23 protein-coding genes are annotated in these 25,238 nt (G+C 59.4%); 12 read left to right on the forward strand and 11 right to left on the reverse strand.

Annotation, left to right across the window (positions count from 1 at the left end; translation table 11 throughout):
* The first annotated feature begins 403 nt into the window (after positions 1 to 403).
* The 5 genes from FS804_RS16330 to FS804_RS16350 all read left to right on the forward strand — a co-directional run bounded on the left by FS804_RS16330 (position 404) and on the right by FS804_RS16350 (position 5,749).
* The gene (locus FS804_RS16330; protein WP_144577773.1) at positions 404 to 1,930 is read left to right on the forward strand and encodes an ABC transporter substrate-binding protein; all 1,527 of its coding nucleotides are present in this window, start codon (positions 404 to 406) and stop codon (positions 1,928 to 1,930) included.
* Positions 1,931 to 2,137: 207 nt separating this feature from the next.
* A complete protein-coding gene (locus tag FS804_RS16335) occupies positions 2,138 to 3,079 on the forward strand; it encodes an ABC transporter permease (RefSeq protein WP_063950009.1) in 942 nt (313 codons plus the stop codon).
* Positions 3,079 to 3,954 (forward strand): ABC transporter permease, encoded by an 876-nt coding sequence (locus tag FS804_RS16340; RefSeq protein WP_144577775.1) that lies wholly within the window; start codon positions 3,079 to 3,081, stop codon positions 3,952 to 3,954. The genes FS804_RS16335 and FS804_RS16340 overlap by 1 nt, the downstream gene beginning before the upstream one ends.
* Position 3,955: 1 nt before the next feature.
* Complete coding sequence (locus FS804_RS16345; RefSeq protein ID WP_063950007.1) at positions 3,956 to 5,179, forward strand: amidohydrolase/deacetylase family metallohydrolase; 1,224 nt, start codon at positions 3,956 to 3,958, stop codon at positions 5,177 to 5,179.
* Positions 5,180 to 5,257: 78 nt separating this feature from the next.
* Positions 5,258 to 5,749, forward strand: coding sequence for a RidA family protein (locus FS804_RS16350; RefSeq protein WP_063950006.1), 492 nt, complete (start codon positions 5,258 to 5,260; stop codon positions 5,747 to 5,749).
* Between the two features lie 5 nt (positions 5,750 to 5,754).
* Here FS804_RS16350 and FS804_RS16355 read toward each other — a convergent pair whose 3' ends face one another.
* Positions 5,755 to 6,591 (reverse strand): IclR family transcriptional regulator, encoded by an 837-nt coding sequence (locus tag FS804_RS16355; protein WP_144577776.1) that lies wholly within the window; start codon positions 6,589 to 6,591, stop codon positions 5,755 to 5,757.
* Between the two features lie 88 nt (positions 6,592 to 6,679).
* Between FS804_RS16355 and FS804_RS16360 the strand changes: the two genes are divergently transcribed.
* Complete coding sequence (locus FS804_RS16360; protein ID WP_144577778.1) at positions 6,680 to 7,876, forward strand: aminotransferase class V-fold PLP-dependent enzyme; 1,197 nt, start codon at positions 6,680 to 6,682, stop codon at positions 7,874 to 7,876.
* Positions 7,877 to 8,088: 212 nt separating this feature from the next.
* Positions 8,089 to 9,924 (forward strand): ABC transporter ATP-binding protein, encoded by a 1,836-nt coding sequence (locus tag FS804_RS16365; RefSeq protein ID WP_144577780.1) that lies wholly within the window; start codon positions 8,089 to 8,091, stop codon positions 9,922 to 9,924.
* Here FS804_RS16365 and FS804_RS16370 read toward each other — a convergent pair.
* Positions 9,921 to 10,550, reverse strand: coding sequence for a glutathione S-transferase family protein (locus FS804_RS16370; protein WP_144577782.1), 630 nt, complete (start codon positions 10,548 to 10,550; stop codon positions 9,921 to 9,923). The genes FS804_RS16365 and FS804_RS16370 overlap by 4 nt on opposite strands.
* Before the next feature lies 1 nt (position 10,551).
* Positions 10,552 to 10,917, reverse strand: coding sequence for a helix-turn-helix transcriptional regulator (locus FS804_RS16375; RefSeq protein ID WP_144577784.1), 366 nt, complete (start codon positions 10,915 to 10,917; stop codon positions 10,552 to 10,554).
* A gap of 211 nt (positions 10,918 to 11,128) precedes the next feature.
* Here FS804_RS16375 and FS804_RS16380 point away from each other — a divergent pair, with 211 nt between their 5' ends.
* Genes FS804_RS16380 through FS804_RS16395 form a run of 4 tightly spaced genes read left to right on the forward strand, consistent with a single transcriptional unit; the run spans position 11,129 to position 15,994 of the window.
* Entirely contained in the window at positions 11,129 to 11,995 is an 867-nt protein-coding gene (locus FS804_RS16380; RefSeq protein WP_144577785.1) for an ABC transporter substrate-binding protein, read from the forward strand.
* On the forward strand, positions 11,992 to 13,119 hold the full coding sequence (locus FS804_RS16385; RefSeq protein WP_144577787.1) for an LLM class flavin-dependent oxidoreductase: 1,128 nt from the start codon (positions 11,992 to 11,994) through the stop codon (positions 13,117 to 13,119). The genes FS804_RS16380 and FS804_RS16385 overlap by 4 nt, the downstream gene beginning before the upstream one ends.
* Before the next feature lie 28 nt (positions 13,120 to 13,147).
* Entirely contained in the window at positions 13,148 to 14,980 is a 1,833-nt protein-coding gene (locus tag FS804_RS16390) for a TRAP transporter large permease subunit (protein WP_144577789.1), read from the forward strand.
* 15 nt (positions 14,981 to 14,995) lie between these two features.
* Positions 14,996 to 15,994: a TRAP transporter substrate-binding protein gene (locus FS804_RS16395; RefSeq protein WP_144577791.1), complete on the forward strand. Its 999-nt coding sequence runs from the start codon at positions 14,996 to 14,998 to the stop codon at positions 15,992 to 15,994.
* A gap of 54 nt (positions 15,995 to 16,048) precedes the next feature.
* Here the strand turns inward: FS804_RS16395 and FS804_RS16400 are convergent, their stop codons facing one another.
* Positions 16,049 to 17,560 carry an aldehyde dehydrogenase (NADP(+)) gene (locus FS804_RS16400; protein ID WP_144577793.1) on the reverse strand — a complete coding sequence of 504 codons (1,512 nt, stop codon included), beginning with the start codon at positions 17,558 to 17,560 and terminating at the stop codon, positions 16,049 to 16,051.
* A 243-nt stretch (positions 17,561 to 17,803) separates the two neighbouring features.
* Here FS804_RS16400 and FS804_RS16405 point away from each other — a divergent pair, with 243 nt between their 5' ends.
* Entirely contained in the window at positions 17,804 to 18,157 is a 354-nt protein-coding gene (locus FS804_RS16405; protein WP_186376835.1) for an antibiotic resistance protein VanZ, read from the forward strand.
* 13 nt (positions 18,158 to 18,170) lie between these two features.
* On the opposite strand, the gene uxuA is transcribed toward FS804_RS16405, so the two are convergent.
* The 7 genes from uxuA to FS804_RS16440 all read right to left on the reverse strand — a co-directional run bounded on the left by uxuA (position 18,171) and on the right by FS804_RS16440 (position 25,151).
* Entirely contained in the window at positions 18,171 to 19,394 is a 1,224-nt protein-coding gene (uxuA, locus tag FS804_RS16410; RefSeq protein WP_144577797.1) for a mannonate dehydratase, read from the reverse strand.
* A 16-nt stretch (positions 19,395 to 19,410) separates the two neighbouring features.
* Positions 19,411 to 20,457 (reverse strand): L-idonate 5-dehydrogenase, encoded by a 1,047-nt coding sequence (locus FS804_RS16415; protein ID WP_144577799.1) that lies wholly within the window; start codon positions 20,455 to 20,457, stop codon positions 19,411 to 19,413.
* Between the two features lie 71 nt (positions 20,458 to 20,528).
* On the reverse strand, positions 20,529 to 21,935 hold the full coding sequence (locus FS804_RS16420) for a TRAP transporter large permease (protein ID WP_144577801.1): 1,407 nt from the start codon (positions 21,933 to 21,935) through the stop codon (positions 20,529 to 20,531).
* Positions 21,936 to 21,939: 4 nt separating this feature from the next.
* Positions 21,940 to 22,512 carry a TRAP transporter small permease gene (locus FS804_RS16425; RefSeq protein ID WP_144577804.1) on the reverse strand — a complete coding sequence of 191 codons (573 nt, stop codon included), beginning with the start codon at positions 22,510 to 22,512 and terminating at the stop codon, positions 21,940 to 21,942.
* 60 nt (positions 22,513 to 22,572) lie between these two features.
* A complete protein-coding gene (locus tag FS804_RS16430; RefSeq protein ID WP_063949992.1) occupies positions 22,573 to 23,547 on the reverse strand; it encodes a sialic acid TRAP transporter substrate-binding protein SiaP in 975 nt (324 codons plus the stop codon).
* Between the two features lie 63 nt (positions 23,548 to 23,610).
* Positions 23,611 to 24,327, reverse strand: coding sequence for a FadR/GntR family transcriptional regulator (locus FS804_RS16435; protein WP_144577805.1), 717 nt, complete (start codon positions 24,325 to 24,327; stop codon positions 23,611 to 23,613).
* A gap of 137 nt (positions 24,328 to 24,464) precedes the next feature.
* Positions 24,465 to 25,151, reverse strand: coding sequence for an HAD family hydrolase (locus FS804_RS16440; protein ID WP_144577807.1), 687 nt, complete (start codon positions 25,149 to 25,151; stop codon positions 24,465 to 24,467).
* Positions 25,152 to 25,238: the final 87 nt, after the last annotated feature.

Below are 25,238 nucleotides of genomic sequence, written 5' to 3' on the forward strand. Positions count from 1 at the left end.
CTGACGATTCCGCGAATGAGATTACATGTTTCCCGAACATGTGCGGCAAGCCTTGGGAGCAGCTTTCCTCCACAAGACACCCAATGCGCTGCAAAATCACCTTAAACTTTTGTAATGGCGAATATGGCGCCGGGCAGCGAACGCCTTGCTTCATAGGCAATGCAACGGTTGGTCGCTCAGGACAGACCCCGCGAGTATCACCCGGATCTCCGCGTCTGGAGGCTCCAGACTCATCCTACAGTCACGAGCGCGCTGTGGACCTTTTCCTCTCCCGCGACGACAATCCCGATCTTCGAGTACTTCGTCGCACGCATTGTGATTGACAAGGCGTCTTATCGATATATTCTGTTATAAGGATGCATATAACATAATAATGGAACACATAAGAGCTGGGAGCTTGACCATGAGACGTAAACTTGCATTTCTCGCCACTGCCGCTTTGCTGCTTGCACCAGGTGTGTTGATGGCCCAAGAGAAGGGCGGCGTGATCAATGTCGCGACGATCGGCGAGCCGCCGACCCTCGATCCGATGGCGTCAACGGCCGATCTTGTCGGCATCGTCACGCAGCATATCTTCGAAACGCTCTACACCTTCGACAAGAGCTGGAAGGTGACGCCGCTTCTGGCGGAGGCGCTGCCGGAGATTAGCGCCGATGGCAAGACCTACACGATCAAGCTGCGCCAGGGCATCAAATTCCATGACGGCAGCGACATGACATCGGAAGACGTCGTCGCCTCGCTCGGACGCTGGATGAAGATTGCCTCGCGTGGCAAACAGGCAGCCGGATTTATCGAGAACATCTCCGCACCCGACGCCGGAACGGTCGCGATCACCCTCAAGCAGCCCTATGCGCCGCTTACCTCGCTCCTCGCTTTCAACAATTCCGCCGCCATCATTCTCCCGGCTGAAAAGCAGGCGGAGCCGATGGCCGAATTCATCGGCACCGGCCCCTATATGTTGAAGGAGCGCAAGGCCGACCAATATATCCAGCTCGTTCGCTTCGATAGCTACAAATCCCGCGACGGCGAAAGCGACGGTTACGGTGGAGCCCGCCACCAATATCTCGATGAAATCCGCTTTGTGCCGGTGCCCGATCCGAACACACGCGTTGAGGCTGCCGTCTCGGGACAATATGACTACATCGATTCCATTCCCGTTGAATCCTTCGACAAGGTGAAGTCGTCTTCGGCGTCGCAGCCGCTCATGCTGAAGCCCTTCGGTTTCCCGGTCTTTGTCTTCAACACCAAGGAAGGGCTTTCATCCAAGCTTGAGGTCCGCAAGGCTGTCGCCGAGGCGCTGAATACGGAAGACATGTTGGCTGCCGCTTTCGGCAGCACGGAGTTCTACGCCCTTGATGGCGCCTATTATCCCGATAACTTCTCCTGGCACACGGAAGAGGGCGTGGAGGGCAATTACAATGTCGGCAATCCCGAAGCTGCAGCCGAAAAGCTAAAGGCCGCGGGCTATAATGGCGAGCCGCTTCGCATTCTCACCAGCCGCCAATATGAATTCCATTATAAAATGGCGCAGGTCGCAGCCGAATATCTGAAACTAGCCGGCTTCAAGGTCGACATGCAGGTGGTGGACTGGGCGACGCTGACACAGCGCCGGGCCGATCCCAAGCTTTGGGATATTTACATCAGCCACAGCCCCTTCCTCCCGGAGCCCGCATTGATGGGTGCGCTGTCGACGAGCTCGCCGGGCTGGTGGGATACGCCGGCACGCAAGGCAGCAGTCGACGCCTTCACTGCCGAAGTCGATCCAGATAAGCGCATCGCGCTCTGGGCCAACGTGCAGAAGACGATCTACGCGGAGCTGCCGCTCCTCAAGATCGGCGACTTCAACGCCGTGGCGGCGAAGTCCAACAAGCTTGATGGAGTCGACGCCGCGCCCTGGCCTTACTTCTGGAATGCCTCGGTCACGAAATAAGACCGACACCGCACACCGTCACCCCGGCCTTGAGCCGGGGTCCAGCGCGATCAAGTCATTGATCGGAAAAAGCTTTTCACCACGCAGACGTGTGGTGGCTGGATGACGGATCAAGTCCGGCATGACGGAAGTGAGGAGTCGATTTTTAAGCAACTCGGTTCAACCGTCGCCTGATAGCGGCAATCAAGCGCTTCGGAGCCCTTATTCGTGATACGGTATATTTTTCAGAGACTTGCGGGAATGATCGTGGTGATGTTTCTCGTCGTCACCATCGTTTTCGTCATCCTGCGCGTCACGCCCGGCGACCCCGCTGCCGTGATGCTGGGGCCGGATGCCTCCGCGCAGGATATCGCTGAGCTTCGCACGCGGCTCGGTCTCGATCAGTCGCTCGGCGTGCAATATGTCTATTACATCGGGCAATTGCTAAGGGGCGATCTCGGACAGTCGATCTTTCTCAACATGCCTGTTGGATCGGCCTTGCTGGACCGGGCGGAGCCGACATTTTTCCTGACGATCTTTTCGCTGCTCATCGCGAGCGTCATCGCGCTTCCGATCGGCATCTACGCCGCATACCGGCGCGGTTCTTTCGTGGATCAGGCCGCCACGACCGTCGCGATGCTGGCCGCCAGCATTCCAAGCTTCTGGCTCGGGCTCATCCTGATGCAGCTCTTCGCCGTGCGGCTCGATCTGTTCCCGGTGTCGGGTTATGGTGGGCCGGGCGCGAGTTTTCTTGAGCGCATGTATCACCTCACTTTGCCGGCAATCGCGCTTGGGCTCGTCTCTTCGGCGCTCATTCTGCGCTTCACACGCGCTTCGATGCTGGATGTCCTCGGCGACGACTATGTACGGACCGCCAGAGCCAAAGGCGTGAAAGAGCGCCGCGTGGTGATGAAACATGCACTGAAGAACGCGCTGATCCCCATCCTCACAGTGCTTGGTCTGACTGCCGCCGTGCTGATTTCAGGCGCTGTTGTGACGGAAACGGTTTTCGGGCTGCCGGGCGTCGGTAACCTGGTCGTCTCTGCCGTTCTGCGTCGCGATTATCCGGTCATTCAGGGTGCGCTTCTCGTCATCGCCGGGCTCTACGTGCTCATCAATTTTGCAATCGACATGCTCTATCTGCTGGTCGATCCGAGGGTTCGTTACTGATGGCTGACATTGTTTCAAGCGTTCCACCGGCACGCAACCCGACCTGGCTGTTCATTCGCCGATTGCTGAAGCGCAAGACGGTCGCCGCTGGCCTGATCGTGCTGTTGATCTTCGTGTTGCTCGCGGTTTTTGCGCCGATGATCGCGCCCTATTCCCCGTCGAAACTCTCGATTGTCAATCGCCTGAAACCGCCGAGCGACCTCTACTGGTTCGGCACCGACGAGTTTGGCCGTGACGTCTTTTCCCGTACGATCTACGCGGGAAGGCTATCACTTCTCGTTGGCGCCGCAGTGGTCGCGCTATCGGCCCTGATCGGCATTACGCTCGGCCTGCTTGCCGGCTTCTTCAAAAAGCTGGATACGCCGATTGCCCGGTTAATCGATGCCATGATGGCGTTTCCCGATATTCTGCTGGCAATTGCGCTGGTGGCCGCGCTCGGCCCGTCGTTGACGACCGTCATCATCGCGCTTGCCGTGGTCTATTCGCCGCGCCTTGCCCGCATCGTGCGCGCCTCGACACTCGTGATCCGAGAGTTGCCCTATGTTGAGGCGGCAAAGGCGCTCGGCATTTCAACCTTTCACATCATGACCCGCCATGTGCTGCGCAATCTGATCTCGCCGATTCTCGTGCAGTGCACCTTTCTGTTTGCCAGTGCGATGCTGGCCGAGGCTGGCCTCTCGTTTCTCGGGCTTGGCGTCAGCCCTGAAATTCCAACATGGGGAACCATGATCTCCGCCGGTCGCCAATATATCGGTCAGGCCGACTGGATGACCTATTTCCCCGGCTTTGCCATCATTCTTTCCGTGCTCTCGCTGCAAATGGTCGGCGACGGGTTGCGGGACATGCTCGACCCAAGACTGCGAAGGGATTTGTAATATGTCGTCTGGCGAACAGGCAAAAATGCCTCTTCAAGCGCCCATTCTTTTTACCAATGTCAAGCCCGTCGGTTTTGGAACCGGCGCGCCACAGGGCTCGACCGATATCCTCGTGGGCGGCGACGGAAATATCGCTGCTGTCGGTGCCTCCTTGCAGGCACCTGCGGATGCGCAGCGCATCGACGCCAAGGGCGCCTTCATCTCGCCCGGATGGGTCGATCTGCACGTGCATATCTGGCATGGAGGCACGGATATCTCGATCCGCCCTTCAGAATGTGGTGCTGAGCGCGGCGTTACGACATTGGTCGATGCCGGTTCAGCCGGTGAGGCAAATTTCCACGGCTTCAGGGAATATATCATCGAGCCCTCACGGGAACGCATCAAAGCCTTCCTTAATCTCGGCTCCATCGGCCTTGTCGCCTGTAACCGCGTGCCGGAACTGCGCGATATCAAGGATATCGATCTCGATCGTATCCTTGAGTGTTATGCCGAAAACAGTGAGCACATCGTGGGGCTGAAGGTCCGTGCAAGTCACGTCATCACCGGCTCCTGGGGCGTCACGCCGGTGAAGCTCGGCAAGAAAATCGCCAAGATTCTGAAAGTGCCGATGATGGTACATGTGGGCGAGCCGCCCGCACTCTACGATGAGGTGCTGGAAATTCTTGGACCCGGCGATGTCGTGACCCATTGCTTCAACGGCAAGTCGGGCTCCAGCATCATGGAAGACGAGGATCTGTTTAATCTTGCCGAACGCTGCGCAGGTGAAGGCATTCGGCTGGATATCGGCCATGGCGGCGCATCCTTTTCCTTCAAGGTGGCCGAGGCGGCGATTGCCCGCGGGCTGTTGCCCTTCTCGATCTCCACCGACCTGCATGGCCATTCCATGAATTTCCCGGTCTGGGATCTGGCGACCACCATGTCCAAGCTGCTTTCCGTCGAGATGCCTTTTGAGAAGGTGGTCGAAGCCGTCACCAGAAATCCCGCCTCGGTCATCGGCGTGGATATGTCCAACCGGCTTGATGTCGGTCAGCGCGCTGATTTCACCGTTTTCGACCTCGTCGATGCCGATCTGGAAGCAACGGATTCGAATGGTGATGTCTCGCGGCTGAAGCGCCTGTTCGAGCCGCGCTATGCCGTCATCGGCGCGGAGGCGATCGCTGCCAGCAGATACATTCCAAGGGCCCGCAAACTGGTACGCCACAGCCACGGTTACTCCTGGCGCTGATTCGTTCTGGCGGCAAAGGACACCTTTGCCGCCGCCGACACGACGGGACGTGCAGTCCCGGTATTATGAGGAATTCGCGTGAAACAATCTTCACTTAGCGCCGAGGGTCTTTCGCCCTATGACCGGCTTGCCGCGCTCGGCATCTCGCTGCCGCCACCGCCGCCGCCGATTGCCAATTTCGTCACGCATGTGGTGGAAGGCAACATGTTGTATCTCTCGGGGCAGGGGCCTCGTGAGGAGGATGGCCATCTTTACGCGGGAAAAGTGGGTGCCGATATCGGGCTCGAGGAGGCTTATCATCACGCCCGCCTCACCGGCATCAATCTTCTGGCGGTCATGCATGCGGCGCTGGGAGATCTGTCACGCGTCAAAAAGGTGGTGAAGCTGCTTGGCATGGTCAATGCCGTCAGCGACTTCCGGGATCACCCGAGCGTCATCAACGGCTGTTCCGACCTCTTTATCGACGTCTTCGGCGATGCCGGGCAGCATGCCCGCTCCGCCGTAGGGTTTGGGTCGCTGCCGGGCAATATCACTGTCGAGATCGAAGCCATCGTGGCACTTAAGGGCTGAAAAATTTAATGGTTACGCCAGCCCATCAGCTTTTCGATCCGTTCGGCCGAAACCCTGACCTGTTCGGTATAATGGTTCTCGTCGGCCAGCACCTTTTGCTCCGGCAGCACGATGGAAATGGTCGCGACGCATTCGCCCCGGTTGTTACAGATCGGCGACGCGATGCAGGCCACGGCGTAATCGGATTCGGCGACCTGTATCGACAGTCTGTCGTGAAATGCGGTTGCCGCAGACTGGGACAGCGTTTCCGGATTGATCTCCGCGCGGCCGGTCGGCGAGGAGCGCGCGCAACGGCGGAAAAGCTCCAGGCGCTCTGCCTCGGGAAGATGACCGACCAGCAGACGGCCGGATGCCGTCCAGTTCAAGGGAACACGGGTGCCGACGCGGGACGCAACCTGAAAATGGCTCGGTCCATCCGCCATGGCGAGTACGAGCATATGGTCGCCATCGCGGCCGCAAAGCTGCACCGTTTCACCCGCATGGCGGCAGAGGTCGTGCATTTCGTGCGTGGCAACGCCCATGAAATCCAGAGAGCGGGCATAGGCGAGGCCATAGTGGTAAAGTCTCGCGCCGAGCCAGATGTTGCCGTCGGCATTGCGGGCAAGCATGTTCTTTTCGACGAGATCGTCGATGATCACGTAAACGGTGGAAAGCGGCGCCTTGATTGCCTTGGCAATCGCGTAACCGCCGGCAGGAGAGCCGCTTTCGTAAAGATAATCAATCACCTGAAGAGCGCGGTCGATGCCGCTGACGCGCGAGCGCTTGGCTGCCTGCGCCTGCGTGCTCTCCGCGGCATCGGGGAGACTTGTTGAAGGCAATTCGTCCAGTCTATGGGCGTCCAATTTCGGCTCCTCATCATTCTTGAGAGGCTATTACATTATTATGGCATATATGTCGATGCCCATCGCATCGCAACGACAGGAGAGAGACATGACCGAGGATATCAGGAACAGGATCGGGCTTCGACCGGTCATCAACGTCTCGGGTACGATGACTTCACTCGGCGCATCGATCGTTGTTCCGGAAGCCGTCGAGGCGATGGCGGCGATCCTGCCGCAATTCGTCGAGGTAAACGACCTGCAGCGCAAGGCAAGTGCCGTGATAGCGCGACTGACGGGCGGCGAAGCGGGCTTCGTCACGGCCTCCTGCTCCTCCGGCATCAGCCTTGCGGTGGCGGGCGCCATTACCGGCAACAATCTGCTGGCGATTGAGAAACTGCCCGACATCACGCCGGAAAAGAATGAAGTGCTTGTGCAGATGGGGCATGTGGTTAGCTACGGCGCGCCAGTGGATCAGGCGATCCGTCTTGGCGGCGGCAAGGTCGTGCTGATCGGACAGGCGACATCGACCCATCGTTACCATATGGAACATGCCATCACCGAAAAGACGGCTGCGGCTGTCTACGTCGTTTCGCATCATGTGGTTGATTACGGCCTGCTGCATCTGTCGGAGTTCGTTGAGATCGCCCATGCCAGGGGCGTGCCCGTGATCGTCGATGCAGCGTCTGAATATGATCTGAAACTGTTTTTGGCGACGGGCGCGGATGTCGTGCTCTATTCCGGCCACAAGTTTCTCGGCGGCCCCACCTCTGGCATCGTTGCGGGCAAGAAGGAGTTGGTTCGCCATGCTTTCCTGCAGAACATGGGTATCGGCCGCGGCATGAAGGTCGGCAAGGAAAGCATCTATGGCGTAATGGCGGCGCTCGAGGCCTGGGAAAAGCGGGACCATGCCGGCATTCGCGAGCGGGAGACTGGCTATCTCAACCTCTGGAAACAGACACTGGACGGACGCCCCGGCGTGACGCCGCTGATCGAGCCCGACCCGACCAATAACCCGCTCGAGCGCTTGCGTGTCATCATCAACGCCGAGGAAGCGCATATTTCCGCCTGGGATCTGACGACGGCGCTGGCGCAGGGCAACCCTCCCATCATCACCCGTGACCATGAGGTGGAGCATCATTATTTCTATCTCGACCCGTGCAATCTGCATCCCGGTCAGGAAACCATTGTGGCTGCGCGTCTGGCGGAGGAACTGGACAAGGCGCGCGCTTCCAACGAGGTAATCGCCACACCGTTCGAAGACCGCAGCCGCCACCGTTTCGACGGCATGTTGCGCTGGCCGGACTAATAACGACTGTCTATGGAACGAGCGGGTGCCGCGAGCTTCTTTTCCCCGAGGGGGAGAAGTCCGCGGCAGCGGGATGAGGGGGCAAGGGTGCGGTCTATCTTAAACGTTTCCCCCTCATCCGACCCTTCGGGCCACCTTTTCTCCGGCGGGGAGAAAAAACAAGCCGCGATGCCGTGCCTGAGTTCAAACGAGAAGAAAAGAAGGGAACGATCATGACCATCCCACAGGCGGCACTTCTGAGTGCCGAAGATGCCGTGCTTTCCGTCCGCAATCTCACCACGTCCTTCCACGTGGATGGCGGCTGGAAACCGGTTGTGCGTGATATTTCCTTCGACGTCGGGCCGGGCGAGACTGTTGCGATCGTTGGCGAAAGCGGTTCAGGCAAAAGCGTGACATCGCTTTCGATCATGCGGCTGCTCGATCGGGAAAGCAGCAGGGTCGAGGGCGAAATCCTGCTCGGCAGGCGCAATCTGCTCTCTCTTTCTGAAGATGCCATGCGGCGGGTGCGTGGCAACGAAGTCGCGATGATCTTCCAGGAGCCGATGACCAGCCTCAACCCGCTCTTCACCATCGGTGACCAGATTTCCGAGGCTCTTCTGTGCCACCAGCCCATGTCGAAAGCCGAGGCGCGGGCTGAGACGATCCGCCTCTTGGAAAAAGTCCGCATCCCCTCGGCAGCATCTCGTTTCGATGAATATCCGCATCGCTTTTCCGGTGGCATGCGCCAGCGCGTGATGATCGCGATGGCGCTTGCGTCCAGACCGAAGCTTCTGATCGCGGACGAGCCGACGACGGCGCTCGACGTCACCATTCAAGGCCAGATTCTCGACCTCATCAAGACCTTACAGGAAGAGGAGGGAACGTCCGTCCTTTTCATCACCCATGACATGGGCGTCGTTGCTGAAATCGCCGACCGTACCGTCGTTATGTATCGCGGCGAACAGGTGGAAGTCGGCGCTACCGCGGATATCTTCCATCGCGGCAAACATCCCTATACGCGTGCACTCTTGTCCGCGGTTCCGGTTCTCGGTTCCATGACGGGCGAGGAACGGCCTCTCCGGTTCCCCATCGTCAACACCACCACGGGGGAAACGCAAGAACCGGCGCGTCCGGCTGATACCGTCAATGCCGCAGCACAGCCGGTGCTCAAAGTTGAGGGGCTGACAAAGCGTTTCGACATTCATTCCGGTCTCATGGGTCGGCTCAGTGGCCGCGTACATGCGGTGGAAAACGTGTCCTTCGACCTGAGGGCCGGGGAGACGTTGTCACTGGTGGGCGAAAGCGGCTGCGGCAAGTCCACTACCGGGCGCGCCATCATGCGGCTCATCGAGCCGGATGCCGGTTCTGTCGTTGTGAACGGCCAAAATATTCTCACCCTTGACAAGGCGGGGATGCGTGACATGCGCAAGACAGTGCAGATGATCTTTCAGGACCCTTTCGCCTCGCTCAATCCGCGTATGACGGTGGGTGCGGCGATTGCCGAACCCTATCTGGAACATCGCATGGGAAGTGCCCGTGAAGCAAAGGATGTTGTGGCCGACACGCTGCACAAGGTGGGCCTCTCTCCCGAGATGGCGGCGCGTTATCCGCATGAGTTTTCCGGTGGCCAGCGGCAACGCATCTGCATTGCCCGCGCGCTCGCACTCCAGCCCAAGGTGATCGTCGCTGATGAGAGCGTGTCGGCGCTGGATGTTTCCATCAAGGCACAGGTCATCAACCTGATGCTGGACTTGCAGCAGAGCCTTGATCTCGCTTTCCTGTTCATTTCCCATGATATGGCAGTCGTGGAGCGCGTCAGTCACCGTGTGGCGGTGATGTATCTTGGCGAAATCGTCGAAATCGGCCCGCGTGCTGCCGTCTTCGACAATCCGCAGCACGACTATACCCGCAAGCTGATGGCCGCCGTACCGGTACCGGACCCGGAGCGCCGCAACACAAGGCGCGGCGCGGCGAATGACGAGCTGAAAAGCCCGATTCGCGCCGTCGATTATGTCGTGAAGCCGCGGGAGTATCGCGAAGTTTCGCCCGGCCATCTCGTCGCCTGCTAAAGTCCCGGTATGTCCGCCGTTGAGGAGGGGACGCGGTAACCACGCTGGAAAGTTTCGCGTTCTCCAAGCCGGCGATACCATCGCTGTACCGAGGGAAAATCATCGAGGTTGATTTTATGGCGTGCGAAACGCGAGACCCATGGCCAGATGGCGATATCGGCGATGGAAAAATCGCCGGCCACGTATTCCCTGTCTGTTAAACGGTTGTTCAATGTCCGGTAGAGACGCTCGACATCGGCGGCAAAACGCGTTTCAGCAAAGGGCGCCTCTCCGGAATGATAAGTCAGGAAATAATGGGCATAACCGAGTGTCGGGCCGAAATTGGCGGCCTGCCACATCAGCCATTCGGTCACGATCAGCCGCTCAGCGCTGGAGGCGGGCAGAAGCCGCCCGGCTTTTTCCGCGAGATAGATCAGGATTGCGTTGGACTCCGTTAAAACGGTGCCGTTGTCGCGATCGATGATTGCAGGGATTTTGGAGCCGGGATTGATGCGACGGTATTCAGCCGAGAACTGCTCGCCTTTTTCGATGTCTATGGCATTGCTGGCATAGGGCAGGCCAAGTTCTTCCAGCGCAATCGAGATTTTAAGGCCGTTCGGCGTGATCCAGGTGTAAAGGTCGATCATGTCAGTCGAACATCGCCTCATCCAGCGGCACGTCGCGACGGCCTTTCTTGCCGGTCACATCGGAAAGGTCTTTGTAAAGACTGCGCAAGGTCAGAACCAGCTGGATAATACGCGGATCGGTGACACGATAGATCACCGCCTTGCCTTCCCGTGTGCCTTCGATGATCCCGGCATCTCGCAGTTCAGCGAGCTGCTGGGAAAGTGTCGGCTGTTGAATACCGAGTTCGTATTCCAGCGCCGAAACTGAGGCCTCCGTTTCCATAAGGTAACAGACGATGGCCAGACGGTTGGCGTTGGCGACAAGCTTTAAAAGCTCGCTCGCTTCCACCACGCTGCGGCAGATGAGATTGGAAACGGGTTTCGTCACGACTGCGGGCCCATGTTTCAGACTATAAAAAAGTAAAATGTATAGCGATAAATTTCAATGGTTTGATGGAGGCAACCTGAGGGTGGCTCCAGAATTTTTAAAATCTACAGGATTGGTAGATTTCTCTTTCGCTTTCGGACCAAGGATCGCCAAAACCTTCCTCGAAAACACTCTATAAAAAAGTAGATTGACTGCGAAATGAGGTGTCGACATGAAAATCGGGGTCCATCCCAATAATCTGCATTTGCGGCTCGCCCGGCTTTGGCCCGGCGCCTTTGAAGAATTCGATCCGGAATTCGTGGCCTATCGTGAAGGCCGCGATACGGCAGCTCTGCTGGAAAAGGGCGCCATCCATTTCGGTGGCACCGGTTCGACACCGCCCATTGAAGCCGATGCGCGCGGGCTTTCAGCGGTCTATATAGCCGCTTCCGCGCCGAGGCCCGCCAATGGCGCGATCCTCGTGCGGCGTGACAGCCCGATCCGCTCTGCCGGCGATCTCGAGGGAAAGCGCATCTCGCTGATCGACGGGTCTTTTCACACCTATCTTCTGGCCCGCAGCCTCGAAGGGGCAGGTCTTGGTCTTTCGGATGTGACCCGGGTTGAAAGCGGTGACAGCGACAGCCTGCTTGACCTCGTTGAAGGCCGCGTGGATGCCTGGGTGACGATGTCGCCGCGGCTGGAAAAGGCGCTGGCCCACGAGGAGATCAGCCTTCTGGTCCGCTGCGGTTCAACCATTCCCAACCGCTCGCTGTTCTGGACGCTTGCGCGTCACAATATAACGCGGGAGACAGGACAGGCGATAGCGGTCGAACTGGACCGCGTCGGCCGCGCCGTCATGGCGGATATCGAAAAGGCGGCGGCGCTGCTTGCCGCTGAGCCTGGCAGTGAGGGTGATGCGGCATCCTGGGCGAAGGTGTTGCGCTCGCGCGATCTTTCCGTGGTTCCCGCCACTAAAAATATCCTTGCCGAACAGCAGGAGGAGGCCGATACGCTTTACCGGCACGGCCATTTCTCTTTACCGGTTCAGACCGGGCAAAGCCCGGCCCCGCAATCAGCCAGCGTCGGAGGCGACATATGAATGTTTTCTGGTACATGTGCGCCCCCGACGGCGCCTACCCCTGGCAGCCGGAAGGCTCCCGCAAGGTCGATCTCGGTTATTACAGGCAGCTGGCGCTCGCTTACGATCAGCTGGGTTATACCGGCGCGCTGTTTGCCACCGGCGCGCATGATGTCTGGGTTCTGGCGGGTGCGCTTCTTTCCTACACAGAGCGGCTTAAACTGCTGGTCGCCATTCATCCGGGCCTGATCGCGCCGACGCTGCTTGCTAAAATGGCGGCGACGCTCCAGGAGTTTTCGCGTGGCCGTCTGCTGATCAACGTCGTGTCCGGCGATGCGAAGATGCTCGGCGCATACGGCATGACCATGCCGCATGACGAGCGTTACGACATGGCGGATGAATATCTGCAAATCTGGCACCGGCTCTTCGCAGGCGAGACAGTGGATTTCAAAGGGCAATATTTCCAGACGCAGGGGGCAAAGCTCGCTCTGCCGGTGGGGCAGGGCATTGAGCCGCCGCCCTTGTGGTTCGGCGGCTCTTCTGAGAAGGCGATCGATGTCGCGGCAAAGCACGTCGAGACCTATCTCTCATGGGGCGAAACGCCCGAACAGATTGGCGCGAAGGTCGACCTCGTCAAGGCGCGGGCGGAAAAGCTAGGCCGAGAACTGGAATATGGTATTCGCCTCTATGTTATCGTGCGCGATACCGATGAAGAAGCCTGGGCCGCCGCTGCCGACCTTTACGGGCGCATGGATGAGGCAGCGATTGCCGCCAACCAGCGTTTTGTCGGCAAGACCGATTCCGTCGGCCAGCAGCGCATGACGGCGATGCACGGCGGGCAGAAGCCGGAGAACCTGCGCGATCTGGAAATCGCCCCCAATCTTTGGGCTGGCATCGGGCTTGTCCGTCCGGGCCCGGGAACCGCAATTGTCGGCTCGCCCAATACTGTCATCCGCACGCTGGAGGCCTATAAGAAGGCGGGTGTGAATACCTTCATCCTTTCCGGCATGCCATTGCTGGAGGAAGCCTTCCGCTTCGGGGAAAAGGTTCTGCCACGCCTCGATGTGTCGCGGGAAGTGTCAGCGGCAAAACAATTCACCTGGTCGACTTTGTTCGACCGCGACCTCTCAGCCAAGGCCTCCTGAGCATGGCGCTGGAGTGGAGAAGAACAACATGACGGCAGGTCCGGCAACAATAATCGCGCAACAGCGCTTCGGTCCACAACGTTTGGCCGAGCGGGCGCTTGCCGTTCTGGACAAGGCGCTGGGCGCAGTTGCCGCAGCCATCCTTGCGACGCTGCTCGTGGTGGTGCTGGTCAATGTCACCCTGCGGTATCTGTTCCACACCGGTTTCATCGGTGCGGAAGATCTGGGCATCTGGCTGAATGTGGCGATGATCGCGGTCGGCGCGCCGCTCAGCCTCAAGAGCGCGCTGGCCATGCGGCTGGATGTATTCGTGCGCTTCCTGCCGGAACGCTTTCATGCCGCAACCGAAGTTCTGGCCGATGCCTTTTCCTTTGTCGCAGCCCTCATCCTTGCTTTCGGCGGGGTGGAGATTGCAGCCATGCTGGGCGGCACATCACCAACGCTCGGTCTGCCGGAATGGGTGCGCTTCGGTTTTCTAGGAGCGGGCGGCGCGCTGATCTTTGTTTATCTCGCGCTTCAGCGTCTCAGTGAAGGCAAGGCGCTTGCCGTTCTGCTCTCCGTCGCCATCGCGGTCGTTTCTTATGTCGGCCTGCCGGAACTGTTTGTCGATACGAGCCTGCCGCCGAGTCTGTTTCTGGCGCTGACGGCGGCCGTGGGACTGGTTCTGGCCGCACCGCTCGCCCATGCCTTTCTTGCCGCCGCCTATGTGGCGATCGCCTTCGGCAGCACCCTGCCGGAACCGGCCATCGTGTCTTCGACGGTGACGGGCATGTCGAAATTCCTGCTGCTGGCCATTCCCTTCTTCCTGCTCGCCGGAAGCCTGCTGACGGAATCGGGCGTCGCCAACCAACTCGTCCGTTTCGCTTCTTCCATGGTTGGCCATCGGCGTGCGGGGTTGGCGCAGACGACGCTTTTAACCAGCGTGCTGTTTTCCGGCGCATCCGGCTCTTCGGTTGCCAATGCCGCCTTCGGCGCTTCCACCTTCCAGCCGGAACTGGTGAAGCACGGCTATCCACCGGCACAGGCAGGCGCGATCATTGCCGCCACATCGGTGCTGGACAATGTCATTCCGCCCTCCATCGCATTTCTCATCCTCGCAACAGCCACCAATCTGTCTGTCGGCTCGTTGTTGGTCGGTGGCTTCTTCGCCGGTGGGCTGATGGCGATCTGCCTTGCGGTGGCAATTCATTTTAGCGTGCGCAGCGTCGACACGTTGCCGCGTGCCTCAGGCGCTGAGCGCTGGCGTTCGGCTATCTCTGCCATACCGGCCTTCGGTCTTGGCGTCATCGTGGTGGTCGGTATCCGTATCGGTGTCGTCACCACCACGGAGGCTGCTGCCCTTGCTGCGCTCTATACGCTGTTTCTCGGTTTCGGTTATCGGCTGGGCGCGGGCCGCATTTTCGCAACCTTCCGCCAGTCTGCCGGTGAGGCTGCGGCGATTGGCCTGCTGATCGGCACGGCTGGCCCCTTCGCCTTCCTGCTGGCGGTAGACAATGTCTCCGGCCTCGTCACGGATTTCGTGACTTTGCTCGGCGGCAGCAAGATCGCGGTGCTGCTGCTCTCCAACCTCATCCTGCTCGTGGTGGGACTGGTGCTGGATATCGGTGCTGCCATCCTGCTGTTCGGGCCGATCCTGTTGCCCGCTGCCGTGGCGGCCGGTATCGATCCCATCCATTTCGGTGTCATCCTCGTGGTCAATCTCATGATCCACGGCCTGACACCACCGCTCGGCATGCTGATCTTCGTGGTCAGCGGCGTCACCCGCATTCCGGCGACAGCACTTTTCCGGGCTGTTGTTCCCTATCTTGTCTCCCTTCTTGTTTCCCTTGCCATTCTGTGCGTCTGGGCCATTTTCTTCTAATCCGGGGCTTTATTCATGACCATCATCGATCGTCGTAATCTCCTCAAACTCTCCGCTCTCGGTGCGGCAACGCTCGCCGCACCGGCCTTCGTGCGCACGGCAAATGCCAGAGCCCGCAGCATCACCGTTGCCTCGCTTTTCGCTGACGACAAGCCGGAGACCAAAATCTGGGTGAAGATCAGTGAGCTGTTGGAAGCGAAGCTGCCCGGCCGTTTCCGCTTCAACATCGTGAAAAGCGGTGCGCTGGGCGGCGAAAAGGAAGTGGCGGAAAATAGTCGTCTCGGCTCGGTTCAGGCCAGTCTTTCAACCGTTTCCTCGCTTTCCGGTTGGGTGCCGGAACTGCAGATTCTCGATCTGCCCTTCCTCTTCCGCGATGCCGACCATGTGCGCAAGGTGGTGACGGGCGAGACCGGCAATGATCTGAAGACGAAGCTCGCCGCCCAGCAATTCATCGCCGCCGATTTCATCAATTACGGCGCACGCCACCTGCTGACCAAGGAACCGGTGACACGCCCCGAGCAGTTGGAAGGCAAGAAGATCCGCGTCATCCAGAGCCCGCTGCATACCAAGCTTTGGAGCGCCTTCGGCACCACCCCGGTCGGTATTCCGATCACCGAGACCTATAATGCGCTGGCAACCGGCGTGGCGGATGCCATGGACCTCACCAAGTCGGCCTATGCCGGCTTCAAGCTTTACGAGGTCGTGCCGTATCTGACGGAAACCGGCCACATCTGGGCTTCCGGCGTCGTTTATTATGGCGCGACCTTCTGGAACCAGCTGGATGACGAAGAGAAGAAGGTGCTGTCGGAGGCTTCCAGCGAAGGCGCGGAGTACTTCAATCAGCTGATCGTTGAGGATGAAGCGAAGTCTGTTGAGCTTGCGCTGTCCAAGGGCGGCAAAGTGCTGCAGCCGGAAGCGCTGGATGACTGGCGCAAGGGCGCGCAGGGCGTCTGGCAGGATTTCGCCGGGATCGTTGGCGGTCTTGAGAAGATACAGGCCGTGCAGTCTGCCTGAGACTACGGAGCAGACGAAGAACGGGGGAGGCGTGTGAGCGCCTCCCCTTTTTTATTAGCGGATGTCTTCCGGCAGAACGTCCGAAGGAATGTTCTGATAGGAAACCGGGCGCATGAAGCGGCGGATCGACATGGTGCCGACCGAAGTTGCGCCGAAGTTCGTCGAGGCCGGGTAAGGGCCGCCGTGAACCATGGCTTCGGAAACTTCCACGCCGGTCGGGAAACCGTTGGCGAGAACGCGGCCTGCCTTGCGCTCCAGGATTGGCATCAGCTTGCGGCCGAGTTCGGCGTCGCCGGCATCGAGATGCATGGTTGCCGTCAGCTGGCCTTCGAAGCTCTTGGCAACCTCAAGCATTTCTTCGGTGCTATCAACGGTCACGATCAGGCCGAGCGGTCCGAAGACTTCTTCTGATAGCGCATGGTTGGCAACCCAGTCCTTGCCGGAAACGCGGAACAGGTAAGGCGTTGCATTGCGCAGGTTGCAGGTGGTGGTCAGAACGTCGCGCACGCCGTTGCCGGCAGCGATACGATCACGGCCGTCGCGATAGGCAGCGGCGATGCCGTCTGTCAGCATGACCTGAGGGCCGACTTCCGAAAGAGCCGCGCGGGCAGTTTCAGCAACCGCATCCGCCTGCTCGGAGAGGATGACGGCGATGCCGGGGTTGGTGCAGAACTGGCCGGCACCCATCGTCAGCGAACCCGCCCAGCCCTTGGCAATGGCTTCACCACGAGCGGCAACCGCTTCCGGCAGCAGGAACATCGGGTTAACGGAACCCAGTTCGCCGAAGAAGGGGATCGGCTCGGGGCGCTGTGCGCAGAGGTCGAATAGCGCGCGGCCGCCGGCGAGCGAACCGGTGAAACCGACCGCCTTGATGCGCGGATGCTGGACGAGCGCGGAGCCGACATCGCGGCGGCCGCCCTGGATCAGCGAGAAGACGCCGGGATGCAGATTGTGCTTCTTGACGGCAGCGAGTACCGCTCCAGCGACGATTTCACCGGTGCCGGGATGGGCTGAATGGCCCTTGACGACGACAGGGCAACCGGCTGCGAGTGCGGCGGCCGTGTCACCGCCGGCCGTCGAGAAGGCAAGCGGGAAGTTCGATGCACCGAAAACGGCAACGGGGCCGATCGGGCGCTGCATCAGGCGGATATCAGGACGCGGCAGCGGCTGGCGATCCGGCAGGGCTTCATCGTGGCGACGGTCGAGATAGTCGCCCTTGCGGATATGCGACGCAAACAGGCGGAGCTGACCGACGGTGCGGCCGCGCTCGCCTTGCAGACGGGCGGCAGGCAGGCCGGTTTCGGACGAGCCGATTTCGGTGATGGCGTCGGCGCGGGCTTCGATTTCATCGGCGATGGTGTCGAGGAATGCGGCGCGCTCTTCGCGGGTGGTGTAGCCATAGCTCCAGAAGGCATCTTCTGCTGCTTCACAGGCCGCATTCACCAGATCGACCGTGCCGACCGAAAAATCGAAAGCCTCGCCATGTGCAGGCTCGCTGCGGAATTTTGCTTCCGTTGCGACCCATTCTCCTGCAACCAGATGTTTGCCGTGCGGCTTAAAACTCATTGTGCTCATCCCTGAAAATCTGATCCTGTGTGGAAAATCCACCGACACCGTGACATCGCACCGGAAGGCGACAGCGTGAACGCCATCAGCCGCGATCCGCGTCCGGTTGCCTTCTGCCTTAGCCCGTGTGGGGCCTGAGCGAAAGCCGGTTTTTGAACTATCTGACCAAAAAGTGTGATTAATTGGGCGGGGCGTGAAAAAGACGCGCTTCCGTTTCCTCGGTCGGCGCTCTATTGTGACGCCATGATGACAAACAGATTTCCCAAATATGTCGCGTGGTCGCTTCTTCTGCTGATCGTAATCGTGACTGTCAGCCCAATCGGGCTGAGGCCCCATACGCTGACGACGGTGAGTATTGATCGCGCCGGCGCATTTGCCGTATGCGCGGCCGCATTCGTGCTTGCCTATCCCCGACATTGGCTGCTGGTGATCGCTGCAGGCATCGTTGCCGCCTTCGGCATCGAAGCCTTGCAGTACCTCTCGCCAACCCGCCACCCGCATCTGACCGACGCCGCCGTGAAAGCTGCCGGGGCCATCGTCGGTGGAACGGCAATGTTCTCCTATCTGTTTTTCCGGGCTCGTTCGGCGGCAGGCTGACGCTACTCGTGCATTATAGTGCGCCCAATTCGGCGTTGTTTTTCCCAAGCCCGAAACGGCCATGGGATAATGCCCTTTCAATGCCTCTCAATTCCGCCAGCCCCTTTAGCCGGCCTATGGCGGGATAGCCTGATTGTGCGCCCCGCGTCAGATCATCGAGAATTTCCTGTCCATGGTCGGGCCGCATCGGGACGGTGTGGTCTTCACGGCCCTCTTTCCGCCGACGCGCTTCTTCGGTGATGAGGGCGGCGATGACGGCGACCATATCCGTCCCGCCTTCAAGATGTTCGTCTTCGAAGAAGGAACAGGGCACCGTGTCTGTGTCGCGCGTCACATTGCGCAGATGCACGAAATGGATTCGATCGGCAAAACGGTTGGCAATGAAGGGCAGGTCGTTATCCGCACGCGCACCGAGAGAGCCTGTGCAAAGCGTGACGCCATTGGCGCGGCTGTCGACCTGCGACAGCATATGGGCGTAATCCGCCTCCGTTGAGAGAATACGTGGCAGGCCGAGCAGAGGCCACGGCGGATCATCGCCATGGGCGCAGATGTTGATTCCGACGTCTTCGGCAACCGGTGTCACCTCGGAAAGAAAGTCGATCAGGTTCTGCTGCAGCCTTTCACGGTTGACGCCGTGATAGGAGCGCAGTTTTTCGATGAGTTCCGGCAGGGTATAGCCATCCGCCGAGCCGGGCAGGCCAGCGCCGATATTGCGCGATAGCGCGACGATTTTTGCGTCGGGCATCTCGGTGAACCGCTTTGCGGCAGCGTCCAGCAACCAGTCGGGATAATCCTGTGTTGCGTCCGGGCGCTTGAGAATGTGTATATCAAAGGCAGCGAAATCGTTGAGGTCGAAGCGCATCGCCTTCGCGCCGTGTTTCATTTCCCAGCGCAGGTCGGTGCGGGTCCAGTCCAACACGGGCATGAAGTTGTAACAGACGGTGCGGATGCCCGATGCCGAGAGTCGGCGCAGGGTTTCCTGCCAGTTGGCGATGTGGGTTTTCCAGTCACCGGTCTGGGTCTTGATGTCCTCGGAAACCGGCACGCTTTCCACCACGTCCCAATAAAGACCGCCGGCCTTGATGGCCTCATGCCGCCTGGTGATTTCATCCACCGGCCAGACATCGCCGGTGGCGATGTGGTGTAACGCACTGACGATGCCTTCCGCGCCCGCCTGAGCCGCATCCTGAACCGTGACCTTGTCGACCGGGCCAAACCAGCGCCATGTATGTCTCATCTTTCGTCCTCAAATATCAGTCTGCGGAAAATGTCAGCTGCACCTTGCAGGCGGTGGAACGGTCTCCGGCCTGCTCGAATGCCGCTTTTGCTTCGCCCAGCGGGAAGCTGTGGGAAATGATCGGCCGCACGTCGATCCCGCGGCTTGAGATCTGCTCGGCAGCAATGGTGAATTCGTCGTGGAAACGCTGCGAGCCGCGCCAGACAATTTCTTTGCCAACCAATGCGTTGAGCGGGATGGTTAAGTCGCCGGTGACGCCCACCTGCACGATAGTGCCGCGTGGACCCACGCACGCAAAGGCGGTGCGAAGCGCAGGGGCTGCCGCTGAGCAGTCGAAGATGACGTCGAAGTATCCTTTGCTCTCCTGATACGGCAGAAGGGCATGGGCATCTGTCGCAACGTTGATCGAACGATCAGCGCCCATGGCCGGCGCGCGTTGCAACGCTGCATCGGTAAGATCTGTGGCGACGATGACGCCGGCTCCCGCGTGGCGGGCAGCTGCCATGGTGAGAAGGCCGATAGGTCCCGCCCCCGTCACAAGCACCTTGGCCCCTCGGAGATCGCCGGCCTGCGCCACGGCGTGCAGGCAGACCGCAAGCGGTTCGGTACAGGCGGCCTCGGCGGGCGAGGTCGCGTCTGAGAATGTCACGCATTGTTTTGCCGGAACCACCAGCCGGTCGCGGAACATGCCCTGCTCATGCGGCAGGCGCATGGCGCTGCCCATGAAGCGCATGTCGAGGCAATGGATGGGTTGGCCCTTCAGGCAGAACTGGCAATGGCCGCAGGGTTGCGAGGGATTGACGGCGACGAGTTGGCCGATGGCGAGCCCGCTGACGCCTTCCCCCAGCGCCCGCACATGGCCGGATGCCTCATGCCCGCAGATAATCGGCTCGCGCACCCGGACCGGGCCGAAGCCGCCATCCTGATAATAATGAAGATCGGAGCCGCAGATGCCGCCCGCCGCCATGGCGAGCAGCACCTCGCCGGGGCCTGGCTCAGCAAGATCTTCTGTTTCGACGCGAATGTCCTTCTCGCCGTATAGACGTGCCACGCGTGTCTGCATGACCATGCCCTCATGTCTCGATATGGAATGATGAACCCGCGCGGGAAATCGCGCGGGCAATAATGTTGACGTCAGCGGATCAGGCCCATCTCGGTCGGCAGCCATAGGGTGATTGCCGGAATGAAGGTGATCAGCAACAGTGCGACGAACAGAGGCACCAGCCATGGCAGGATTGCGACGGTCGTACGTTCGACAGAGAGTTTCGCCACGCGCGAGAGCACGAACAGCACCATGCCGAGCGGCGGATGCAACAGACCAATCATCAGGTTGAGCGTGATGATGAGGCCGAAATGCACCGGATCGATATGAAACTGCAGCACAAGCGGCAGAAGGATCGGCACGAGAATGGTGATGGCCGCAATCGTATCGAGGAAGCAGCCCACGAACAGCATCAGTAGATTGACCAGCACGAGGAAAATCCACTTGCTGTCGGTGATCGTCAGGATCGCCGCCGACAGAAGCTGTGCGGCCTGACTGACTGTCAACAGCCATGCGAAAACCGAGGCGGCCGCGACGATGAAGAGCACCGAAGCGGTGGTTTCGATGGTGTCGAAGGTCGATTTCGCCAGCGTCTTGAAGGTCATCGTGCGATAGCGGACGAGGCCGAGGAACAGTGACCAGAGAACGGCCGCGACAGCCGCCTCCGTCGGCGTGAACCAGCCCATGGTCATGCCGCCGATCAGGATCACGGGTGTCATCAGCGCCATCACGGCGGAGAAGTCGAAATACCAGTCGCAGGCGAGCAGGATGACCAGCGCGATCAGGATCGACAGGTTGAGCGACAGGCCGAGCGCCGTGAGGATATAGATGCCGAGCGGCACCATCATCACCACGAAGACTTCGATCGATGCGCCGAAGATGGTTCTGAGACTGAACGGCGTATCGGAGCCCCAGCCCTTGATATAGGCGAAGACCGCGACCGTGATCATCATCAAAAGCGTCATGACGACGCCGGGCACGATGCCGGCCATAAACAATGCGCCGATCGAGACATTGGCCATCATGCCGTAGATAACGAAGGGCAGGGACGGCGGAAAGATCGGGCCGAGCGTTGCGGAGGCGGCGGTGACACCGACGGCGGCTTCGACGGGATAACCGTGGTCCTTCATGGCCTTGATTTCGATGGTGCCGATGCCGGCCGCATCGGCAAGTGCCGTGCCTGACATGCCGGAAAAGATAACCGAGCCGATGATGTTGACCTGCGCGAGACCACCCTTCATCCAGCCGACGAGGGCGACGGCGAAGGAATAGATACGTCCTGTCACGCCTGCCGTATTCATCAGGTTACCGGCAAGGATGAAGAAGGGCACGGCGAGAAGCGGGAAGCTTTCCACACCCGCGATCAGGCGCTGCGCCGCGATGATATCAGGCGCGACATCGTAGATGATGATGTAGAGCAGCGAGGCCGAAGCCATGGAAATGGCGACGGGAAGGCCTATCAGCATCAGGAGAAGAAATGAACCGATAAGAAGCAGCATCTGATCAATCTCCCGCGCTCTGGAATTCTTCGGGCCGTTCCAGAACGGAATAACCGCGCCTCATATTGGCGACGAAGACCTGCACCGATCGGAAGAACATCAGAACGAAAGCGGCCAATACCGTGTAGAAAACGATATTGCGCGGCAGCGCCACGGTGACCATCTCCTCATCGGCAACGATTTCCAGATAACGCCACATCAGCCATGAAGTGTAGGCGAAGAAGAGAATACGCAGCACGTCGACGAGGATCGACATGGCACGGGCGACCTGCGGCGGCACATAGTGATAAAGCACGTCCACCTGGATGTGGCGCGACATCCGCACGCACATGACCGAACCTAAGAAGACGACGCCGATCAGGCAGTTGACGGCGATTTCTTCCGTCCAGGCGTAGCTGTCGTTGAGCACGTAGCGAGTGAAGAACTGAAGGAACACGCAGCCCGTCATCAGCCAGAAGAGGCCAAGCGTGACCCAGTCCTCGAATGAATAGACCTTGAGATCGACCTCGGGCGGCGCCTCATCGAATGTATGGGCGAGCTCCTCAGGCGTGACCTGAGTATGGATTTCCTGCGACATTGAGATATCCCGTCTGGAGAGAAAGGGCGGTGCGGCAACTGGGCCGCACCGGATCTTGGCTCACTTGACGGCGCGAATGGCTTCCCAGTCGGCCTTGTCGTAACCGAAGTCTTCGAACTTCACTTTTTCGATGACGTTCTTCTCGAAGTCGGCCTTGTCGACTTCAGCGACGGTCAGGCCGCGCTTCTTGAACTCTTCAACCAGTCCTTTTTCCCGTTCATCAATGGTCTTGGTGGTCCGCTCGGCGGCCTGCTGCATGACCTCGGTGAAGATTTTCTTGTCTTCATCTGACAGCTTGGACCACAGGTTCTTTGAGATCACCGTGTTGAGGTGGTCAACGATGTGGCCTGTCAGCACGATATTCTTCTGCACTTCGAAGAACTTCTTCGCCTCGATGGTGGTCAACGGGTTTTCCTGAGCATCGACGGTGCCGTTCTGCAGCGCCAGATAGACTTCCGCAAATGCAATCGGCGTCGTGTTGGCGCCGCAGGCCCGTGGCATGGCCAGATAGGCCGGAACGTCGGGAACGCGCATTTTCAAGCCTGCCATGTCGGCGCAGGCGGCAATCGGTTTGTTGGACGTCGTGTGGCGCGTGCCGTAATAGCTGACGGCGGCGATGTGGTTGCCGGTCTTGTCTTCGTAACCCTTGGCGAGGCGCTTGAAGATATCGCTCTTGGTATAGGCGATCAGATGGCTGGGATCGCGGAAGATATAAGGGAAGTAGGTCACGCCGATCGGCTTGTAGTCACGCGCCGCGAAGCTCGAACCGGAGATGATGATGTCAACGGTGCCGATTTTGAGGCCCTGGTTGATATCGGCTTCCTTGCCAAGCTGCGAGGCCGGGAAGACATCGATCTTGTAGCGGCCATCGGTGCGCTTGGCGATCTCTTCCGCAGCCCAGACCGAATCCGTATGGAACGGCTCGGAGGTCTCGTAAACATGGGCCCATTTCAGCGTGGTCTGTGCCTGCGCCGCGAGCGCGGAAAGCAGGATGGCGGCGGTTGCGCCCATCAAAGTGGACAATCTGATTTTCATTCTTAACTCCTCCCGAATTAAAGCCAGATGTGCTGTTTTCTCCGTCGCCGGTGGTGGCAACGGTCAGTCTTCCCCGATTGCTTCCTCCCCGAAGCTCTCGGAAAATCTCTTCTGCGACAGTGTCAGATGCTGCCGCATCGCCTCACGGGCGCGCGCAGGGTCGTTTGCTGCAATGGCGTCGCGGATCACCCGGTGTTCCTGCACGGCGAGGTTCCAGGTGTGCGGACCTTCGAAATAGCTGGCGAGCTTTTCGAAAAATGGGGAAAGGCTGCGCTCGTCGTAAATCAGGCCGGTGAAGCGATTGAGCGCGGAATTGCCGATAATATCGGCGATGGCAGTATGGAAGGCCCGGTCGAGATTAAGCGCCTGCGGAGAATTATCAAGCGCACCGGCCATGCGTTCAATAATATCGTCAATTTTGGCGATACAGTCCGGCGTAGCAAGCCGTGCGGCTTCCTCCGCAATCGCGCTCTCGATGATGCAGCGTGCCTGCAGGATTTCGAACGGACCATGCGCATCCGGCACCGGCGCTTTTTCCCGGGCCTGTCTTCCAGCAGAGCTAACGTAAACGCCCGACCCCATGCGGATATGGATGTGGCCTTCCACTTCAAGAACGATAAGCGCTTCCCGCACCGTGGGGCGTGATACGCCAAAGCGTTCCGCAAGGTCGCGTTCTGCCGGCAGGCGCTGACCTTCGGTCAGTTCTCCGCTTTCGATGAGCAAACGAATTTGTTCCGCGACCAGCCGATAAAGGCGGCGCGGCTCCAGAGCCACGAACATGACGTCCTCCCAGCGCGAAGGTCTCCCCCCGTTCGCGCAAGCGGTAAGATGGTCTTACCAATTTTATTAGGACGCATTTGTGCCGGGCTGTCAATTAGCCGCTATTTAAAAGTCTGCTGTTATCCGGAAATGCCTTATTAGGCTCTGCTACCCGTCAGCTTCAGCTTACCGTTCTCACCGATGACCACAGTTACCTCGCCGTATCCGGAAATGGAAAGATGAGGGGTTTCTATCGGGTGAGAGTGAGTGACGTTAATCACCACGACCGCAGCACCCATCCGCTCCCCAGCCTCAATGCCTGCGGGTGCATCCTCAAAGACAACACACATTTCCGGGGTAACACCCAGCCTGTCGGCGGCCTTTCGGTATCCTTCCGGATCGGGTTTGCCGTTGACCACGTCGTCGGCGCAGATCATGACGGCCGGAGGAGTGATGCCGGCCGCAGCAAGCCGTCGCTCGGCCAATTCGCGCACAGCCGAGGTCACGATGGCCCATTTATCTGCCGGTAAAGTCGCAAGAAAATCTGCAGCACCCGGTATCTGGATGATGCCATTCACATCGTCCATTTCCGCACGCAATATCATGTCCGCCTCAGCATCGACATCAAGGCCGGGAACTGCCTCGCGGCGGATCACCTCCGAGGCGCGCATGCCGTGAATGCGCTGCAGGAAAGCATTCGGCTCGATGCCATTTGCGATGGCCCATTCCCGCCAGACTCTCTCGACGACGGCTATCGAATTGACGAGAGTTCCATCCATGTCGAACAGGAAGGCCCCGAACTCTTGCGAAAATATCTCGTTCTGAAGCGGGACTTTGCTGTGCATCTTATTCTTCCGTTAAAACTGTCGGCGCGGTCCGTGTCTATCTTATCCGGAGACGGAACGGAATCGGTTTTCGGTTAGGACGTCGAT

The organism is Agrobacterium sp. DE0009 (assembly GCF_007680755.1).
Lineage (GTDB): Bacteria > Pseudomonadota > Alphaproteobacteria > Rhizobiales > Rhizobiaceae > Agrobacterium > Agrobacterium tumefaciens_B.

Excerpts from the sequence above, each read along its gene's own strand:
- FS804_RS16420 (WP_144577801.1), bottom strand. The coding sequence starts at position 21,935 with ATGCTGCTTCTTATCGGTTCATTTCTTCTCCTGATGCTGATAGGCCTT.
- FS804_RS16415 (WP_144577799.1), bottom strand. The coding sequence starts at position 20,457 with ATGCAGACACGCGTGGCACGTCTATACGGCGAGAAGGACATTCGCGTC.
- FS804_RS16400 (WP_144577793.1), bottom strand. The coding sequence starts at position 17,560 with ATGAGTTTTAAGCCGCACGGCAAACATCTGGTTGCAGGAGAATGGGTC.
- FS804_RS16385 (WP_144577787.1), top strand. The coding sequence starts at position 11,992 with ATGAATGTTTTCTGGTACATGTGCGCCCCCGACGGCGCCTACCCCTGG.
- FS804_RS16440 (WP_144577807.1), bottom strand. The coding sequence starts at position 25,151 with ATGCACAGCAAAGTCCCGCTTCAGAACGAGATATTTTCGCAAGAGTTC.
- FS804_RS16435 (WP_144577805.1), bottom strand. The coding sequence starts at position 24,327 with ATGTTCGTGGCTCTGGAGCCGCGCCGCCTTTATCGGCTGGTCGCGGAA.
- FS804_RS16395 (WP_144577791.1), top strand. The coding sequence starts at position 14,996 with ATGACCATCATCGATCGTCGTAATCTCCTCAAACTCTCCGCTCTCGGT.
- FS804_RS16380 (WP_144577785.1), top strand. The coding sequence starts at position 11,129 with ATGAAAATCGGGGTCCATCCCAATAATCTGCATTTGCGGCTCGCCCGG.
- FS804_RS16430 (WP_063949992.1), bottom strand. The coding sequence starts at position 23,547 with ATGAAAATCAGATTGTCCACTTTGATGGGCGCAACCGCCGCCATCCTG.
- FS804_RS16390 (WP_144577789.1), top strand. The coding sequence starts at position 13,148 with ATGACGGCAGGTCCGGCAACAATAATCGCGCAACAGCGCTTCGGTCCA.
- FS804_RS16330 (WP_144577773.1), top strand. The coding sequence starts at position 404 with ATGAGACGTAAACTTGCATTTCTCGCCACTGCCGCTTTGCTGCTTGCA.
- FS804_RS16360 (WP_144577778.1), top strand. The coding sequence starts at position 6,680 with ATGACCGAGGATATCAGGAACAGGATCGGGCTTCGACCGGTCATCAAC.
- FS804_RS16340 (WP_144577775.1), top strand. The coding sequence starts at position 3,079 with ATGGCTGACATTGTTTCAAGCGTTCCACCGGCACGCAACCCGACCTGG.
- FS804_RS16425 (WP_144577804.1), bottom strand. The coding sequence starts at position 22,512 with ATGTCGCAGGAAATCCATACTCAGGTCACGCCTGAGGAGCTCGCCCAT.
- FS804_RS16345 (WP_063950007.1), top strand. The coding sequence starts at position 3,956 with ATGTCGTCTGGCGAACAGGCAAAAATGCCTCTTCAAGCGCCCATTCTT.
- uxuA (WP_144577797.1), bottom strand. The coding sequence starts at position 19,394 with ATGAGACATACATGGCGCTGGTTTGGCCCGGTCGACAAGGTCACGGTT.
- FS804_RS16370 (WP_144577782.1), bottom strand. The coding sequence starts at position 10,550 with ATGATCGACCTTTACACCTGGATCACGCCGAACGGCCTTAAAATCTCG.
- FS804_RS16405 (WP_186376835.1), top strand. The coding sequence starts at position 17,804 with ATGATGACAAACAGATTTCCCAAATATGTCGCGTGGTCGCTTCTTCTG.
- FS804_RS16365 (WP_144577780.1), top strand. The coding sequence starts at position 8,089 with ATGACCATCCCACAGGCGGCACTTCTGAGTGCCGAAGATGCCGTGCTT.